This is a genomic window from Burkholderia sp. LK4 (assembly GCF_001043615.1).
In the GTDB taxonomy this organism is placed as follows: Bacteria; Pseudomonadota; Gammaproteobacteria; order Burkholderiales; family Burkholderiaceae; genus Burkholderia; species Burkholderia cepacia.
On record NZ_LDUL01000038.1, the window covers coordinates 1 to 18,163 of the forward strand.

An 18,163-nucleotide genomic window follows, 5' to 3' on the forward strand; every position below is an offset into this window, starting at 1 on the left:
GGGCGGGCTGGCTTCATTGGGGGGCGGCGGATGACGCTGGCGTGACGTATCGGTGACGGTCGGCGCGGACGAGGCGGATTCTCGCGGCGATGGTACCCGGTTTCGCGGTGCGTGCGCGAGTGCGGCGCGACGACAGCGGCGGGGGCCGCCGCGTCAAAAGCTTTGCGCTTCCGCGGGCGCTGGATTACATTGTGCGACGCAGCCGCGCCCGATTCGCGCGCGACCCGGCACGCAATGAGACCGGGCGCGTCCGGCCGGCGGCTGTCCGGCCCGGCCGGCCCGCTCTCGCGTGCGCCGTCCGCCAGCCCGTCTTGCCTCTCTCGTATCGCCGTGGAAAACACCGGCTGTCCCGCCCGTTCGCGCGCGGGCCGGCTGTTTTTGGGGGTATCCGGCCGTACTGTGCACGGCCGTTCCGGAGTGATAAGGAGATAGCATGAAGTCGATCGTGTTGAGAGCGTTGGGTGTCGCCGCCGTGGCGGCCTGTCTGTCGGGCAGCGTGTATGCGCAGTCGAGCGATGCGGCGGCAACGGAAGCGCCCGCGGCAGCGACCAGCGCGCCGAAGGCCGCCGCGAAAACCGCGAAGAAGGCGAACCGCAAGCTCGGCTATACGGTGCGCAAGGCGATTTCGAAGGAATCGGGCGTGAACGTGTCGAACCTCGTCGTGCGTTCGAAGGGCGGCGCGATCACGCTGGAAGGCACGATGCCGGCCCAGGACCAGATCGACAAGGCCGAAGCTGCAGCCAAGGGCGTGGCGGGCGTGACGTCGGTCACGAACAAGCTGACGGTTCAGCAGCAGTGATGCCGGGCGGCGGCGCGCGAGCGCCGCGTGCGCCCGTTTCCAGGCGGGCCCCGGCATGCCGGGGCCCGTTTGCGCTTGAGAGGCCGCAAGCCGCATGAAGCGGCGGCGGACCGATAACGATATCGAGAGGGCGGCGATGACGAGGCTCGGGTGGGGCAGGCGGATGGTTTTCGGCGCGGCGCTGGCCGCGATCGCGCTACTCGGCGCCTGTAACGGCGACGAATCGGCCGAGCGCAACCGGCTGCCCGGTTTCGTGTCCGGCAACGTGCGCACGACAGCCTATGACGGCGCGAGCGACGATCTGCTGACGGCCGGCCTCGGCAAGACGGGCCTCGGCTCGGCCACCGCCCCCGGCTTCGCGAACGCCGCCCGGCCGACTGGCGCCGAGCTGCGCCGCCTGGCGATCTGGTCGAACTATCGCGCGCTCGTCGACATGAGCGCGAACGGCGGTTACGGCCGCTTCTGGGGGCCGAACGTCGATCTCGACGGCAACGACACGCTCGGCGAAGGCAAGATCCCCGGCACCGAATATCTCGCGTATTCCGACGACGGCAGCGGCAGCAAGAACGTGACGCTGCTCGTGCAGGTGCCCGCCAGCTTCAATCCCGCGCAGCCGTGCATCGTCACCGCGACGTCGTCGGGCTCGCGCGGCGTGTACGGCGCGATTTCCGCAGCCGGCGAATGGGCGCTCAAGCGCGGCTGCGCGGTCGCCTACAACGACAAGGGCGGCGGCAACGGCGCGCACGAACTCATGTCGGACACCGTCACGCTGATCGACGGCACGCTCGCCAACGCGGTGCTGGCCGGCACCGCGAGCCTGTTCACCGCGAACGTGACGAGCGGCGATCTCGCCACCTTCAATTCCCGCTTCCCGAACCGCTATGCGTTCAAGCACGCGCATTCGCAGCAGAATCCCGAGCAGGACTGGGGGCGCGTGACGCTGCAGTCGGTCGAGTTCGCGTACTGGGCGCTCAACGAGCAGTTCGGCCCGCTGATCGACAGCTCGCATCACGGCGTGCGCTATCGCGCGGGCGACATCACGACGATCGCCGCGTCGGTCAGCAACGGCGGCGGCGCGTCGCTCGCGGCGGCCGAGCAGGACAATCGCGGCTGGATCACCGCGGTCGTGGTCGGCGAGCCGCAAATCAACGTGCGGATGGCGCCGAATGCGGTCGTGCGCTCGGGCGGCCAGCCGGTGCCGTCGTTCGGCCGGCCGCTGGCCGACTACGCGACCCTCGCGAACCTGCTTCAGCCGTGCGCGGCCGCGTCGGCGTCGCTCGCCGCTGCGCCGTACCTGAGCGCGCTGCCGGCGGCGACCACGCAGTCGATCCGCACGCAGCGCTGCGCGACGCTCGCCGCGGCCGGGCTCGTGGCGGGGGCCGATACGCAAAGCCAGGCCGCCGACGCGCTCGCGCAGCTCCACGCGGCCGGCTACCTTGCCGATTCCGACCTGCTGCAAGCGCCGATGTGGGATTCGCAGGCGATTCCGGCGATCGCCGTCACGTATGCGAACGCGTACACGCGCTCGCGCGTCACCGACAACCTGTGCAATTTCAGCTTCGCGACGACGAACCCGGCAACGGGCGCCGTCGCCGCGCCTGCCACGTCGCCGATGCCGGCCGTCTTCGGCGCCGGCAACGGCGTGCCGCCGACGGCCGGCATCAACCTGGTGTTCAACACGGGCGCGGGTATCGACCACCGGCTCGCGACACCCGATGCGAGTTTCGCGGGCGCGCTGTGCCTGCGCCAGCTCTGGACGAACGGGATGCTCGGGATGCCCGCGAACGTCGACGCGGTGCGCGTGAACGCGAACCTGCAGGGCAAGCCGGCGATCATCGTCCAGGGCCGCAGCGATGCGCTGGTGCCCGTGAACCACGCATCGCGCGCGTACGTCGCACAGAACGGCATCAGCGAAGGCGGGCGCAGCCGGCTCGTGTTCTACGAGGTGACGAACGGCCAGCACTTCGATGCGTTCCTGCCGGTGCCGGGCTTCGACACACGCTTCGTGCCGGTTCACTACTACAACGTGCAGGCGCTGAACCTGATGTGGCGGCACCTGAAGAACGGTGCGCCGCTGCCGCCGTCGCAGGTGATCCGCACGGTGCCGCGCGGCGGCACGCCGGGCGCCGCGCCCGCGCTGACGAGCGCGAACCTGCCGCCGATCTCGGCCGCGCCGGGGGCGAACGCGATCACGACCGGTGCCGGCACGATCGACGTGCCGCTCTGACGGCGCCCGCCGCGCCGCCCGCACGAAGCCGGACAGCCGTCCGGCTTTTTTCTTTGAGCGAATGGAATCGGTCCCGGATTGGCTTTTGTCCGAATGGCGAGCGCTGTAACAAATTCTTACTTTACGGCGCTAAATCAGAACCCTAATATGCGCCGGTATTTTCACTTAATTTAATAAATTACAGATACGAAGATATTCCTTTCCGTTTAGTTAATCGATCCTTTCGATTTTGTTAGATCGGCTCGAGTCACGGTTGATCGCTGTTCTGCGATTAATCGGTATCTCGCCGAGGGGGATCGTTCGTCTGTTCGAAGCGAGGCGCCCTTGTCGGGCGGTCCTTGCGGGGTGTGTTTTTGCCGTCGATTTTGTGTGCATGCAAATTCGCGCAATGAATTCGTATTGCTGCGGATTATTGAATTGCCGTTTGCAATGGAATTGATTCCATTGTGCGGTTGCAAAAAACATGGGTGGGGTAAATCGTGCCGATCGGTATTCGCCGATCCGGTAAAAAACTCGGAGTGCGTCGCATAACGAATGCATTCCTGGTGCGGAGCGCCGGCGCAAATGATCCTTTGCGACCGGCGGTATTTATCGTTCTGTTCGAGAGGCAATAATGACGACACGGAAGTCCTTGAAAGACGGTTTCGCGCTATTCGGAACGACACTGAGCGTGCCGCTCGCCGCAGCCGCGGCCGCGGCGCTGCTCGTCACGGGGTGCGGCGGCGACGACGGGCCGAGCCCGGCTGCTTCGGCCGCCGCCGCGGCCGCGACGTCGGCCGGCGCCAGCACGCAGGCCAACACCAGCGCAACGGCCGCGGCGGCCGACCAGCCGTACGTCGACACCGACGTGTACGGCACCGGGCCGAACGACGCGGTCACGGATTCCACGGAAGGGGCGGCCGTCGTCCACCGTTCGGTCACGATCGGCGGCAAGACCGTCAAGTACACGGCCACCACGGGCCACCTGACGACGATCGACCCGGTCACGTCGGCGCCGAACGCGAAGATGTTCTACGTCGCGTACACGCAGGACAATCCGGACCCGTCGAAGCCGCGCCCGGTCACGTTCTTCTACAACGGCGGCCCCGGCTCGTCGTCGGTCTACCTGCTGCTCGGCTCGTACGGGCCGAAGCGCCTGCAGTCGTCGTTCCCGAACTTCACGCCGCCCGCGCCGTACAAGCTGCTCGACAACCCGGACAGCCTGCTCGACCGTACCGACCTCGTGTTCATCAACCCGGTCGGCACCGGTTATTCGGCGGCGATCGCCCCGGCGAAGAACAAGGACTTCTGGGGCACCGACCAGGACGCCCGCTCGATCGACCGCTTCATCCAGCGCTACCTGACCAAGTACTCGCGCTGGAATTCGCCGAAATTCCTGTACGGCGAGTCGTACGGCACCGCGCGCAGCGCGGTCGTGTCGTGGGTGCTGCACGAGGACGGCATCGACCTGAACGGGATCACGCTGCAGTCGTCGATCCTCGACTACGCGAATGCGTTGTCCGCGCCGGGCACGTTCCCGACACTCGCGGCCGACGCGTTCTACTGGAAGAAGACGACGCTCAACCCGACGCCGACCGATCTCGACGCGTACATGGTCCAGGCTCGCAACTACGCGGACAACACGCTCGCGCCGCTTGCGCAGAAGCCGAACCCGCAGGACGGCGGCTTCGTGAACGTGCGGCTGAACCTGAACCTGCAGACCGCGCAGCAGATGGGCGCGTACATCGGCACGGACCCGACGTCGCTGATCCAGACGTTCGGCAACCCGGCCGCGCTCGGCAACGTGCCGTCGTCGGACGACAACCCGCCGTACACTTTCTTCCTGACGCTCGTGCCGGGCACGCAGATCGGCCAGTACGACGGTCGCGCGAACTTCACGGGCAAGGGCATCGCGCCGTACATCCTGCCGAACTCGGGCAGCAACGATCCGTCGATCACGAACGTCGGCGGCGCGTATACGGTGCTGTGGAACAGCTACATCAACACCGACCTCAAGTACATGTCGACGTCGTCGTTCGTGGACCTGAACGACCAGGTCTTCAACAACTGGGACTTCAGCCACACCGACCCGACCGGCGCGAACAAGGGCGGCGGCAACACGCTGTACACGGCCGGCGACCTGGCGTCGACGATGAGCGTGAACCCGGACCTGAAGGTGCTGTCGGCGAACGGCTATTTCGACGCCGTCACGCCGTTCCACCAGACGGAGCTGACGCTCGCGCAGATGCCGCTCGATCCGACGCTCAAGGCGCAGAACCTGACGATCAAGAACTACCCGTCGGGCCACATGATCTACCTGAACGACGCGTCGCGGACCGCGCTGAAGGGCGATCTCGCCAACTTCTACGACGGGATCCTCGCGAACCGTACTGCGCTGCAACGGGTGCTGAAGCTGCAGGCGCGCACGCAGCAGCTCAAGCAGCAGAAACTGCAGCAGCAGGGGCAGTAAGCGGAGCGGGCGGCTTGCCGTCCGAAGCGATGTAAAGGCACCGCCATCGACGCGCTCCGGTTCGTCACGTGGCGCGCGTCGATGGCGGTGCTGTCGTTTTTCAGGATGCCCCGTGAGTCATGGACTTCCGGGGCATCGTCTTGTTTGGGGCCGGCGCGTCCTTGTCGAATCCTTAAAAGAGGGATGAATAGCCCTCTATTGAGGATTTTCCGGTAAATCCTCATAATAAGGACAATTGTCCTTATTATGAGGATTCGCATGGGTCTTGCTGATTTTCTCTTCACACCGGGCATGCAGCGGGTGTTGGGTGCGACGCTACTGCAACCCGATCGAAGCTATACGTTACAGGAACTGCTGCGTCTGGCAGACAGCGGGCGCGGAAGTGCTCAAAAGCAGGTGGATCGGCTGGTGGAAGTCGGCGTACTCACCGAGGACGCCCGTCGAGGCCGACAAAGGAGCATCCGCGCGAATACGGAATTCGTCCTCTATCCGGAACTTGTCAGCATCGCACGCAAGTCGTTCGCCGTTGCAGAGCCGTTGAAGGAAGCCTTATCGCCGTTTGCGGCGCATATCACCACGGCATTCGTGTTCGGCTCGGTGGCCAAGGGTTCCGACAGCGGCCATAGCGACATCGATCTGATCGTCATCGGGAACGTCCCGCTCCTCGAGCTATCTGAAGCCTTGCACGTGGTCGAGCAAAGTCTGCTGCGTCCCGTCAACTTTTCTTTGTACGAGCCGGCCGAATGGGCTGCGCTGGTAGACGCCGACCCTGTCATGGCCCAGATCGCTCAAGGCCCCACGCTGAGGATATTGTGATGCCGCGTCCGACCGAATACGAAAACCTCATCAGGGCGAAAGCCTTCGATGCGGTTGCGCCGACACCGGAGCAATCGAGGGCTTCCTGCGCAATGCTGCGGACTACAAGGCCACTGCCGCCGAGCTGGATTCCGCCCGGCATTTGCAAGTATTTACCTTGGCCTATGAAGGCTACTTTCAGGTGGTACAGGCGATCCTGGAGTTTTATGAGGTGCGAACCAAAGATGCCGGCCGTAACCTGGCAATCCAACGCGTGTCTACCTCGCTGGGCGTGAGTCCTCAGGAGTTTGCGTTCATCACGAAGGCACACGAGCGCCGCAACGGCACGTCGTACGTTTCTCCGTTTCCCACGGTGTCGAAGGCCGAGGCCGCGACGATGCTGGGCATCCTGACCAAATACCTGCCCGTTGCGCGTGCGCTGACGGGTACGCCCTGAGAATTGTTCGGGACTCCGTCAACCCATGTGGGGAAGGCGGTTCACCCACGGGGACGGTGTCTTTTGTCGGAGACGAGCGGGTGTCGATTCACGACACGGCGGAGCACTGCGCCGGGCCGCCTACGCGAGCACGAGCCTCACGCCGACTGCGACGAGCGTCGCGGCAAGCAGGTTGCGCAGCAGCCGCTCGGGTGCGCGCGCCGACAGCAGGCTGCCGAGCACGATGCCCGGCAACGAGCCGAGCAGCAGCGACAGCAGCATCGACCAGTCGACCGAGCCGAGCAGCCAGTGGCCCATGCCGGCGACCAGCGTGAGCGGTACCGCGTGCGCGATGTCGGACCCGACGATGCGGGTCGTCGCGAGCATCGGATACAGCAGCAGGAGCACGGTGACGCCGATCGCGCCGGCACCGACCGACGTCATCGACACGAGCACGCCGAGCACGGCGCCCGTCAGCACGGTCGACCACAGCGTGCGCGCGGGGCTCGGTGTGAGCGGGTTGCGCGCGGCGAACGCGGTGAGCTGCGGCCGGAAGATCAGCGCGAGCGACGTGAGCAGCAGCGCGACGCCGAGCACGAGCTGGATCATCCGCGCGGTGCCCGGCGTATTCATCCCGTGCGTGTGCAGCCACCACAGCGTGATGGCCGCGGCCGGCACGCTGCCTGTCGCGAGCCGGCCCGTGATGCGCCAGTCGATCGAGCCCTTCAGGCCGTGGACGAGCGTGCCGGTGGCCTTGGTCGCCGCCGCATAGAGCAGGTCGGTGCCGACCGCCGTCGCGGGGTGGACGCCGAACAGCAGCACGAGGATCGGCGTCATCAACGAACCACCGCCGACGCCGGTCAGGCCGACGAGGATGCCGACGAACAGGCCGGACAACGAGTACAGCAGATCGATATGGGGAAGCGACATCGGAAGGAGGCGGTTATGCGGCGTTCGGCGGTAGCGGCGCGTGGGTCAAAGTCCGCCATTGTCGCAAATGTGGCGGGTCGGTGTACGACTGCGTTAAAAATCGGCCGGGAAGGCGCGGGCGGCAGGCGGCGCTGAAACGGGCGTTTGAACGAGCAGGGCCAACGTGGTGGCCGGTGCCGGCCTGCGACGACAGGACGGGCGGTGCGCGGCACCCGGAAGAAGAAAAAGGGCGCGACGGTGCGCGCCCCAGGTTCGATACAGACGGCCGGATTCATCCGCCGCCTGCGGCTCGTCGGCGTCAGTGCATCGCGGGGCCGGCATCTTCGACGGCGTCCTGCCGCCGGATGCGCAGCGCGAGCCCGATCAGCGCGGCGGCGGCAGCGAATGCCGCGCCGAACGCGAAGGCTGCATGGTAGCCGCCGTTCAGTGCGTCGAGCGGCGCGGCGTTCGCGGCCGCGAGCACGTCGGTGCGGGCGGCTGCGAGGCTCGCGAGCACGGCGAGACCGAGCGCGCCGCCCATCATGAACGCGGTGTTGACGATCCCCGACGCGAGCCCGGAATCGGCCGGATCGACGTCGCTCATCGCGGCGAGCAGCATCGGGTTGAACGCGACGCCCGCGCCGATGCCGAGCAGCGTCATGCCGGGCAGCACGTGCCAGGCGAAGCCGCCGTCCACCGGCGCGCGCGAAAACAGGGCGAGGCCGCAGGCCGCGATCAGCAGGCCGGCCGCGATCGGGCCGCGGATCCCGAAGCGCATCACGATGCGCGCGGACAGCCCGAGCGAGAACGCAGCCATGATCAGGTTCGCCGGCAGGAACGCGAGACCGACCTGCAGCGGCCCGTAGCCGAGCACACGCTGCATGTACAGCGCGGACAGGAAGAACCACGCGAACATCGCGGCCGCCCACAGCACGCCGATCACGTTCGCGAGCGCGACGTTGCGTGCGGCGAACAGCGTGAGCGGCATCAGCGGATGCGCGGCGCGCGCCTCGATCGCGATGAACAGGGCGAGCAGCGCGACCGCGGCGCCGATCAGCACGACGGTCTGCGTCGACAGCCAGCCGGCTTCGTTGCCGCCGACGATCCCGTAGACCGCCAGCATCAGCGACGCGGTCACGGTGACCGCGCCCGCGACGTCGAGCCGTGCGGTGCCGGCCGGCGCGCGCAGGCGCGGCAGCAGCGCGACGCACATCGCATAGACGGCGATGCCGATCGGCAGGTTGACGAGGAAGATCCAGTGCCACGACAGCGAGCTCGTCAGCAGCCCGCCGAGCAGCACGCCGATGCTGCCGCCGCCCGCGCAGACGAAGCCGTACACGCCCATCGCCCGCGCGCGCTCGCCGGGCTCGGTGAAGAGATTCATGATCAGCGACAGCGACACGGCCGACACCACCGCGCCGCCGAGCCCCTGCACCGCGCGCGCGGCGATCAGCATCGTCTGCGACTGGGCGAGGCCGCATGCGAGCGACGCGAGCGTGAACACGACGAGGCCGGCGAGGAACATGCGCCGCTGGCCATACAGGTCGCCGAGCCGGCCGCCGAGCAGCAGGCAGCCGCCGAACGTCAGCAGGTACGCGTTGACGACCCACACGAGGGCCGTTTCGGTGAAATGGAGGTCGGTGCTGATCGACGGCAGCGCAACGTTCACGATCGTGCTGTCGAGCACGATCATCAGCACGCCGAGGCAGAGGACGATCAGCGCGTACCAGCGCTTCTCGCCGTGGATCCCGTGGGTCATGGGCTTGCAGCCTTCTGATAGTTATTTGAAAGGATGCATTGTAGGCCCCCTCGGCGCGGGCTTCCTGCCGGTTTGTGGCAGGAGCGATGCGTAGTCGCGCGTCCGGGCGGGACGCGCGTGACGGATGCGACGGGCGTTATGTGCGCGCCGGCAGTTCGCAGCCGTCGGGGCCGCAGGCGGCCGCGTCGCTGCCGTCGAGCTCGACGATGCCGTCGCGCCATGCCTGGTCGAGCGCCTGCGCGAACGCGTCGGCCGGCTGCGCGCCCGACACCGCGTAACGGCCGCCGAACACGAACAGCGGCACGCCGCGCCCGCCGATCTGCGCGGCGCGCGCGATATCGGCTTCGACTTCGTCGCGATACAGGTCGCTGCGCAGCACGTCTTCGACGGCCGCGCGCTCGAGCCCCGCTTCGACCGCGAATTCGGTGAGCTCGGCGTGATCGAACAGCGAGCCGTGCTCGCAGAAATACGCGCGGTACAGCCGCTCGGTCAGCGCGTGCGCGCGGCCCGTCGCTTCCGCGAGCTTCACGAGCCGGTGGCCGTCGAGCGTGTCGCCGACGAGCGTGCCGGGCAGGTCGTACCGCAGCCCGACGCTCGCGGCCGCATCGGTCACCTGGCGCAGCATCTGGTCGACCTGCGCGGGCGACATCCGGTACTTGCCGGCGAGCATCGCCTCGACCGGCTCGACCGGCTGGCCCGGCATCAGCCGGTATGCGCGCAGCGCGACGTCGACGCGCTCGGCGTGCGCGAACGCGGCGAGCGCCTCGTCGAAGCGGCGCTTGCCGATCCAGCACCACGGGCAGATCAGGTCGGACCAGATTTCGACGGTCAGGGTCGGGCGGGCAATCGGGGCGGGAGCGGTCGTCATGGGCGGTTCCGGGCAGCAAAAAAAGTGTAACCGGGACTATATCACTTGTGCTTCGACGCTTCGTCCAGGCCGGGCGGGCGCGTGAAACGGGCGCCCGCCGCATCACGAAGCATAGACACGGAAGCGGCGCACCGATAGCGATGGCCGATACCGGCCGCCGCCGCGCGTCCCGACGAACGGGCGAACCCGCCCGCCCCCGCGTTTCGCTTACGCGTCGCCCTGCGTTTCCTTCAGGTGCTTGAGGTGTTTGTAGACCGTCGCGCGGCCCATCCCGAGCACATTCGCGACGTAGTTCGCCGCGCTCTTGCCGCGGAACGCGCCCTCCGCGTACAGCGCTTCGACGAGCTCGCGCCGGTGCTCGCGCGTGAGCCCGTTCAGCCCGACCTGCCGCTCGCGCAGCCAGCCGTGCAGGAACATGTTGATGCGCTCCTGCCAGTCGTCGCGGAACAGCTCGTCCGGCTGTGCGATCACGCCCGCACCCTTGATGAACAGGTCGAGCGTCGCGCGCACCTCGTCGAACACCGCGATGTTGAAGTTGATGCACATCATCCCGGCCGGGTGGCCTTCGTCGTCGAACAGCACGTTGCTCACGCAGCGCATCCGCCGGCCGTCCCAGTTCAGCTTCTCGTACGGGCCGATCACGCGCTCGCGCGCGGAATGATCGATTTCCTCCAGCGCGGAATCGTCGCCGACCTCGCGCTTCGACAGGTTGTTCGCGAGATACAGCACGGTCTGGTCGTGCAGGTCGTGGATCACGACTTCCGCGTACGGGAAGAACAGCGCGGCGATACCGTCGGCGATCGGCGCATAACGGGTGAGCAGCAGGTCTTTGACGGGGGATTTCTTCTTGCGCATCGGTGTCGCCATCTCGGGTGGGCGGGGGCCGGGCGGCCCATCGAGCCGGCGAGGCGGCGCGCCGGTGGTCGGCATGCCCGTGCGCCCGCGCGCGGCCGCCGCGGCGGTTGCGCCATTGTATCGGCCCCGCGCTCGCGTGCCGCTCATGCGCGCGTCAGGTGCGTGTACAGCGCGTGCGCGATCGCGATGTCCTCGAGCCCGAGGCCGATCGAGCGGAAGAATGCGTGACGCGCGTACGACGGTGCCGGGCAGGTGCCGGCGACGAGCGCGGGCAGGTCGCCGGAGATCCGCGCGGCTTCCCAGCCGTGCTCGGCCGTCGCGATCTGCATTTCGCCGGCGCTCGCGGGCGTCGTGTGCCGGTAGTCGCAGTACACGTCCATGCCGGGCAGCCACGCGGGCGGGATCTCGTGCGCGCGCGCGACGTTCGTGCTGATCGACGTGACGAGCGCGGGACGCGTGAGTATCCCGTCGCCGAGCACGGGCGTGCCCGACGACGTGCACAGCATCACGACGTCTGTGTCGCGCACGCAGGCTTCGACGCTCGCCGCGGCGCGTGCGCGCGGGTCGAGCTGCGCAAGCGCCGCCTGCTGCCCCGCGTCGCCGGCGAGCGCGGGCGAGTACACGCGGATCGTCTCCCAGTCGCGCAGTCCCGCGGTGTGCCGCAGATGCGCGAGGCCGACCGCGCCCGCGCCGACGATCGCGAGATGGCGCGCGTTGCGCGGCGCGAGACAATCGACCGCGAGCGCGGTCGTGCCGGCCGTGCGCTCGACCGTCAGCAGGCCCGCGTCGCACCACATCAGCGGCTGGCCCGTGCGCATCGACATCAGCGCGGTCCACGCGGTGACGATGGGCTTGCCGCCCGTCACGACGTACGGCGACAGCTTCGCGCCGAACACCTGCGCGTCGGCGAGCGCGCCCAGATACGTGATGAAGTCGCCGGCCTGCCCGGGAAACAGCGTGAGCGTTTGCGGCGGCTGCACTGCGCGCGCCGCGGCGAGCGACGCGAACATGCTGCGCAGCGTGCCGAGCACGTCGAGCGACGGCAGGGCCGCGCGCACCGCGGCTTCGTCGACGGTCAGCGGCAGGGTCGGGGCGGTTTGCGTCATGAGGACATCTCCGGTCGGGGCCGGACAGGACTGTCTCGAGCGACGTGTCCGGCTGTGTTCGTGATGGACGAAAAGTCTAATATAGACAAACGGAATCGGGAGAATTTTTCTTTTCGAGACTGCGTGTCATCGCGAGATTCTGGAAAAACATCGATAAATCAAGGGTGTTTTCGATGTCGGATGAATTTCCGATGCCGCGTATCGGGGCACGATTCTCGTATCCCCTATAGTCTATCGTAGACTTTGAGTCTATATTTCGCGTGCAGGACACGATGCACCGCCGCGTGGCGACCGCCCGCTTCGAATGCCGATCCGGCGCCCGGCCGCGGCCGTCGTGTACCGATCTTCATCGCCTCAATCCAGAACGGAAGGACCGTCATGAACTGGAAGCTCTCCCTCTGCGCCGCTGCGGCGCTCGCCTGTGCGGCCGTCACGGCCCACGCCGAACAGACCACGTTGCGCTTCGGGATCGAAGCCGCCTATCCGCCGTTCGAGAGCAAGACGCCGGCCGGTCAGCTGCAGGGTTTCGACGTCGACATCGGCAACGCGGTGTGCGCGAAGCTGAACATGAAGTGCGTGTGGGTCGAGAATTCGTTCGACGGCCTGATTCCGGCGCTGCAGGCGCGCAAGTTCGACGCGATCAATTCGGCGATGAACATCACCGCGAAGCGCAAGCAGAGCATCGACTTCACGCCGGCGATCTACGTGGTGCCGATCGTGATGGTCGCGAAGCACGGCTCGCCGCTGCGGCCCGACGTCGCGAGCCTGCGCGGCAAGCACGTCGGCGTGCTGCAGGGCTCGTCACAGGAGGATTTCCTGAAGGCGCACTGGGCCAACGCGGGCGTGGCCGTCGTGTCGTACCAGGATCAGGACCAGATCTACGCCGATCTCGTCGCGGGTCGTCTCGACGCGGCGGTGCAGGAAGCGCAGACCGCGCAGGACGGTTTCCTCGACAAGCCGGCCGGCCGCGACTACCAGATCGTCGGCGAGCCGCTGAAGGATCCGGCGACGCTCGGCGAAGGCACGGGCTTCGGGATGCGCAAGAACGACAAGGCGCTGCAGGCGAAGATCGTCGGCGCGCTCGACGCGCTGAAGAAGGACGGCACGCTCGGCGCGCTGTCGCAGAAGTACTTCAAGCGCGACATCGTCGCGAAGTAATGACCGCCGCGCGCCGGCCGCCGGGCCGGCGCGTGCCGCATCGAATCTCGACGCAGTACGGGGAACCATGGATTTCGACGTCATCGTTCTGGGGGCCGGCATCGTCGGCGTGTCGTCGGCGCTGCATCTGCAGGATCGCGGGTTGCGTGTCGCGCTCGTCGACCGGCGCGCGCCCGGCGAGGAAACGAGCCACGGCAATGCGGGGCTGATCGAACGCTCGTCGGTCGTGCCGTACGCGTTTCCGCGCCGGCTCGGCACTTTGCTGCGCTATGCGCGCAACCGCTCGGTCGATCTCTACTGGGACTACCGCGCGCTGCCCGCGTATGCGGGCTGGCTCGCGCGCTTCTGGCGCGAATCGTCGCCGCAGCGGCTCGCGGCCGCCGCGCGCGACCTGCTGCCGCTCGTCGCGGCGAGCGTCGTCGAGCACGACGCGCTGCTCGCGCGTACCGATGCGCAGCCGCTCGTGCACGACGGCGGGTGGATCGAAGCGTTCCGGTCGCCCGCGCTGTTCGATGCGGAAGCGCGCGTGCAGCAGCGCGTGGCCGACGCGCACGGCTTGCGGATGACGGTGCTCGACGCACGTGCGTTGCGCGCGACGGAGCCCGGCGTCAGCGACGCGTTCTGCGGCGCATTCCACTGGCAGGACCCGAAGACCGTGTCGAGCCCGGGCGGGCTGACCAAGGCCTACGCGCGGTTGTTCGAGCGCGACGGCGGCACGTTCGTGCTCGGCGATGCCAAGACGCTCGTGCAGGTGGAGGACGGCTGGCAGGTCGGTACCGAACATGGGCCGGTCTCGGCGCGCTCGGCGGTGGTCGCGCTCGGGCCGTGGTCCGATCACGTGTTCGCGCCGCTCGGCTACCGGATTCCGCTGCGCGCGAAGCGCGGCTACCACATGCACTACCGGCCGACGCGTGCACCGTTGAACGTGCCCGTGTGCGATACCGAGGAAGGTTTCGTCGTCGCGCCGATGGAAGGCGGACGGCTGCGGCTCACGACCGGCGTCGAGATCGCGCTGCGCGGCGCACCGCCGACCGGCGTGCAGCTCGCGCGTGCGGAACCGCTGGCGCGCGACGCGTTCGGCATCGGCGAGCGGCTCGATCCCGAGCCGTGGCTCGGGATGCGGCCGTGCACGCCCGACATGCGCCCGGTGATCGGGCCCGCGCCGCGCCATCGTCACCTGTGGTTCGCATTCGGCCATTGTCACCACGGGCTCACGCTCGGCCCCGCGACCGGGCGCCTGCTCGCCGAAATGATGACGGGCGCGCCGACCTATATCGATCCCCATCCTTACCGGCCCGCACGCTTCGGCTGATCCCGCGGCGCGCGCAGCCTCGCGCGCGCCGGTTGCGACGCGGCCTTTACAATGTTTCATTCTGCTATCCGAATTACCGGAAATCACGCAATCGGAAATGATCTGCGTAATCGGCAAGAAAGATGATCGCCAAATAAAGAAAATCAGCAAATCGGCGATTTATCAATGCATTTTCATTTTGCTGAAATGTGTAATCGGCCGCCGCTCGTGACGGTCTGATGCACCACCCCGGCGGCGCGTTCCGGTGTTACGCGGAATGTACCGGAACACGTTACCACGGGGCTCGCAAACGTTACGTTACATCCGGGCTTCGCCGCGCTTTTTCATCAGATGATTGTGATGCCGGAGTCGTGCTTTTCGTCTGAAATCGATTAAAAAAGCGTTATTGCTTGCCAATAGACAGACGAATCCATCCGGTTTTTCGAATTGGCACACTTCGTGCAATCCGTCCCCATGCTTTATCAACGTTGTGCCAACCGAGATGGGGAAAAACAAAGATGGGACAAAATCTGAAATTGACGGGTGCAGCGCTGTCGGTCGCGACGGTGTTCGGGGTACTGGCTTCGGGTTCCGCGGTGGCGGGGCCCCTTGATGGGCTGCCGATCCCGCAAGTGATCGTCAACCCGCCGACGAACAGCGTCTCGGTCGGGCTGGTCGCGACGGGGACGTCGCCGCTGGGTTCGGTCACTGTGGCGGCGGGCGGAGCGGGCGCGATCCAGACGTCCCTTGGCGATCCCGGCCAGGCACTGTCGGGCGCCGTGGGGGCGGTGACGGGTGCACTCGGCGGTGGCGGCGGCACGGTGCAGCCGCTCGCGCCGGTTCAGGGTGTGGTGAACCAGGTGACGGGTGCGCTGAGCGGCGGCAACCCGGCTGGCGCGTTGAGCGGTGCGCTGAATACGGCGACGGGTGCGTTGGGCAATGCGGTTGGCACGGTGACGGGGGCACTGGGCAATGTCGGCGGCGGGGCGAATCCGCTGGCGCCGGTTCAAGGTGTCGTCAATCAAGTCACGGGCGCACTCGGTGGAGGCAACCCGGCTGGTGCGTTGACGGGGGCACTCGGCACGGTGACCGGTGCGCTGGGGAATGTCGGTGGCGGGGCGAATCCGCTGGCGCCGGTGCAGGGCGTGGTGAATCAAGTCACGGGCGCACTCGGTGGCGGCAACCCGGCAGGTGCGTTGACGGGGGCACTCGGTACGGTGACCGGTGCGCTGGGGAATGTCGGTGGTGGGGCGAATCCGCTGGCGCCGGTGCAGGGCGTGGTGAATCAAGTCACGGGCGCACTCGGTGGCGGCAACCCGGCAGGTGCGTTGACGGGGGCACTCGGTACGGTGACCGGTGCGCTGGGCAATGTCGGTGGTGGGGCGAATCCGCTGGCGCCGGTTCAAGGTGTCGTCAATCAAGTGACGGGTGCACTCGGCGGTGGTAACCCGGCTGGTGCGTTGACGGGGGCGCTCGGTACCGTGGCGGGTGAGCTCGGTGCTGGCAATCCGGCCGGCACGGTAACCGGTGCAATCGGCAACGTGACGGGGGCGCTCGGCGCATTGGGCGCTATCGGCGGCGGCAATCCCGCGGGTGCGCTGACCGGCGCACTGAACACGGCGACCGGGACGCTAAGCAACGCACTCGGTACCGCAACGGGTGCGCTCGGCGGCGGCAACCCCGCAGGCGCACTGACCGGCGCACTCGGCACGGTCACGGGCGCACTGGGCGGCATCGGCGGCGGCTCGAACCCGCTGGCCCCGGTCCAAGGTGTCGTGAACCAGGTCACGGGTGCGCTCGGCAGCGGCAACCCGGCCGGCACGCTGAGCAACGCGGTCAACACGATCACGGGCACGCTCGGCAACGTCGGCGGCGCGGGCAGCCCGCTGGCGCCGGTGCAAGGTGTCGTCACGCAGCTCGCGGGCACGCTCGGCGGCTCGGATCCGCTGGCGCCGGTGCAAGGCGCCGTGAACCAGGTCGTCGGCACGCTGTCCGGCGCCGGTGGCGGCAGCCCGATCGCGCCGATCACGAACCTCGTCAACGGCCTGCAGAACGCACTGCCGACGGGCGGCAACGCGGCTGGCGCGCTGACCGGTGCACTCGGCTCGGTGACGGGCGCACTCGGCAGCCTTGGCAACCTCGGCGGCTCGAATCCGCTGGCGCCGGTGCAGGGTGTCGTGAACCAGGTCGTCGGCACGCTGGGCAACAGCAATGCGGTCGGCACGGCCACGAATGCACTGGGTAACGCGGTCGGCTCCGTCGTGGGCGCACTCGGCAACCTCGGCGGCACGAACCCGCTGGCGCCGGTGCAGGGCGTCGTGAACCAGGTGGTCGGTACGCTCGGCAACCTCGGCGGGTCGAACCCGCTGGCGCCGGTGCAAGGCGTCGTGAACCAGGTCGTCGGCACGTTGTCGGGCGCGGCGGGCAACAACCCGATCGCACCGATCACGAACCTCGTGAGCGGCCTGACGGGCGGCAGCAACGCGGCCGGCGCACTGACCGGTGCGCTCGGTTCGGTGACGGGCGCACTCGCGAACGGTCCGGTGGCCCTCGGGCAGGCGGCCGGCGCGCTGTCGGGCGCGGCCGGTTCGACGGCAGCGGCGGGCGGCAGCCTGCTCGGCTCGGGCGCGAACGCAGCCGGCGGCACGGCGGGTGCGGTTGGCTCGCTGCTGACGACGGGCGGCAACGCGACGGCGACTGTTGTCAACGCGGTCGGCACGACGGTGGGCACGGCGCTCGGCTCCGCGCCGGGCCTGTCGGTCACGCCGCATTCGGGCAACAGCGCGCCGGGCAACCCGCTCGCACCGGTGTCGTCGCTGCTCCAGTCGCTGACGGGCGCACTGCCGAAGTAAACGGCCGGACACGCTCGGCGGCGCGATATCGGCCGCCGAGCGCAACGGGTCGCGCAACGCGGCATGACAGGGATGTCATGCCGCGTTGTCCTTTTTGGGGCGGGCTTTCTTTTGTCGCATGAATGGTCGCGGCATGAACGGTCGCGGCCGACGCGGAATATTCGGCCTCCTTCGTCCGTTTACATACCGAATCCCGGCAGCGCCGGCCGGCGGGATAATCGTCGTGACGAAGCCGATCGTTCCTGCCGGTGCCGCCGTGTCGCGATGCCGTGCCAAGGAGAAAGGACATGAAACGGATACTCGTTGCCGCCGCGCTGACGGCGGCTATCGTGCGGCCGGCTGCCGCGGAACCGCCCCGTGCCGGCGACGGCAAACTGGTCGACGAAGATCACATGACGCTCTACGTGTTCGATCGCGACGCGCCCGGCAAGAGCGCGTGCGACAGCGCGTGCGCGGCCAACTGGCCGCCCGCGCTCGCCGACGCGTACGACAAGGCCGCGGGTGCGCTGAGTCTCGTCGCGCGCGACGCCGGCCGCAAGCAATGGGCGTATCGCGGGCGCCCGCTGTATCGCTGGAAGCAGGATCGCAAGCCCGGCGACGCGGGCGGCGACGGGATCGGCGGCATGTGGCACGTTGCGCGCCCGTGACCGCGTGGCGGT

14 protein-coding genes are annotated in these 18,163 nt (G+C 68.0%); 9 read left to right on the top strand and 5 right to left on the bottom strand.

Translation table 11 applies throughout. The features are described from left to right. Positions 1 to 433: 433 nt before the first annotated feature. The 5 genes from VK92_RS19925 (at position 434) to VK92_RS19945 (ending at position 6,727) form a co-directional block, all read left to right on the top strand. Positions 434 to 799: a BON domain-containing protein gene (locus VK92_RS19925; RefSeq protein WP_021157129.1), complete on the top strand. Its 366-nt coding sequence runs from the start codon at positions 434 to 436 to the stop codon at positions 797 to 799. Positions 800 to 935: 136 nt separating this feature from the next. After that, positions 936 to 3,026 carry a D-(-)-3-hydroxybutyrate oligomer hydrolase gene (locus tag VK92_RS19930; protein ID WP_048026830.1) on the top strand — a complete coding sequence of 697 codons (2,091 nt, stop codon included), beginning with the start codon at positions 936 to 938 and terminating at the stop codon, positions 3,024 to 3,026. A gap of 613 nt (positions 3,027 to 3,639) precedes the next feature. Next, positions 3,640 to 5,475 carry a S10 family peptidase gene (locus tag VK92_RS19935; RefSeq protein ID WP_048026829.1) on the top strand — a complete coding sequence of 612 codons (1,836 nt, stop codon included), beginning with the start codon at positions 3,640 to 3,642 and terminating at the stop codon, positions 5,473 to 5,475. Between the two features lie 258 nt (positions 5,476 to 5,733). Continuing rightward, positions 5,734 to 6,291, top strand: coding sequence for a nucleotidyltransferase domain-containing protein (locus VK92_RS19940; protein WP_048026831.1), 558 nt, complete (start codon positions 5,734 to 5,736; stop codon positions 6,289 to 6,291). 142 nt (positions 6,292 to 6,433) lie between these two features. Then, on the top strand, positions 6,434 to 6,727 hold the full coding sequence (locus tag VK92_RS19945; RefSeq protein WP_230965917.1) for a hypothetical protein: 294 nt from the start codon (positions 6,434 to 6,436) through the stop codon (positions 6,725 to 6,727). Between the two features lie 120 nt (positions 6,728 to 6,847). Here VK92_RS19945 and VK92_RS19950 read toward each other — a convergent pair whose 3' ends face one another. The 5 genes from VK92_RS19950 to VK92_RS19970 form a co-directional block, all read right to left on the bottom strand. After that, positions 6,848 to 7,636 carry a sulfite exporter TauE/SafE family protein gene (locus VK92_RS19950; RefSeq protein ID WP_048026828.1) on the bottom strand — a complete coding sequence of 263 codons (789 nt, stop codon included), beginning with the start codon at positions 7,634 to 7,636 and terminating at the stop codon, positions 6,848 to 6,850. Positions 7,637 to 7,934: 298 nt separating this feature from the next. After that, positions 7,935 to 9,374 carry a DHA2 family efflux MFS transporter permease subunit gene (locus tag VK92_RS19955; RefSeq protein ID WP_048026827.1) on the bottom strand — a complete coding sequence of 480 codons (1,440 nt, stop codon included), beginning with the start codon at positions 9,372 to 9,374 and terminating at the stop codon, positions 7,935 to 7,937. A 136-nt stretch (positions 9,375 to 9,510) separates the two neighbouring features. Next, positions 9,511 to 10,242: a DsbA family oxidoreductase gene (locus VK92_RS19960; RefSeq protein ID WP_048468189.1), complete on the bottom strand. Its 732-nt coding sequence runs from the start codon at positions 10,240 to 10,242 to the stop codon at positions 9,511 to 9,513. Positions 10,243 to 10,449: 207 nt separating this feature from the next. Further along, on the bottom strand, positions 10,450 to 11,244 hold the full coding sequence (locus VK92_RS19965; protein ID WP_082160866.1) for a helix-turn-helix transcriptional regulator: 795 nt from the start codon (positions 11,242 to 11,244) through the stop codon (positions 10,450 to 10,452). Next, positions 11,241 to 12,203, bottom strand: coding sequence for an ornithine cyclodeaminase family protein (locus VK92_RS19970; RefSeq protein ID WP_048024300.1), 963 nt, complete (start codon positions 12,201 to 12,203; stop codon positions 11,241 to 11,243). Before VK92_RS19970 ends, VK92_RS19965 begins: the two co-directional genes overlap by 4 nt. A gap of 378 nt (positions 12,204 to 12,581) precedes the next feature. On the opposite strand from VK92_RS19970, the gene VK92_RS19975 reads away from it, so the two are divergent. The 4 genes from VK92_RS19975 to VK92_RS19990 all read left to right on the top strand — a co-directional run bounded on the left by VK92_RS19975 (position 12,582) and on the right by VK92_RS19990 (position 18,151). Further along, complete coding sequence (locus tag VK92_RS19975) at positions 12,582 to 13,361, top strand: ABC transporter substrate-binding protein (RefSeq protein WP_027788228.1); 780 nt, start codon at positions 12,582 to 12,584, stop codon at positions 13,359 to 13,361. A 67-nt stretch (positions 13,362 to 13,428) separates the two neighbouring features. Then, positions 13,429 to 14,673, top strand: coding sequence for an NAD(P)/FAD-dependent oxidoreductase (locus VK92_RS19980; RefSeq protein WP_048024298.1), 1,245 nt, complete (start codon positions 13,429 to 13,431; stop codon positions 14,671 to 14,673). Positions 14,674 to 15,170: 497 nt separating this feature from the next. Beyond that, a complete protein-coding gene (locus tag VK92_RS19985) occupies positions 15,171 to 17,504 on the top strand; it encodes a beta strand repeat-containing protein (RefSeq protein ID WP_048024296.1) in 2,334 nt (777 codons plus the stop codon). A 287-nt stretch (positions 17,505 to 17,791) separates the two neighbouring features. After that, positions 17,792 to 18,151 (top strand): COG4315 family predicted lipoprotein, encoded by a 360-nt coding sequence (locus VK92_RS19990; protein WP_048024294.1) that lies wholly within the window; start codon positions 17,792 to 17,794, stop codon positions 18,149 to 18,151. Positions 18,152 to 18,163: the final 12 nt, after the last annotated feature.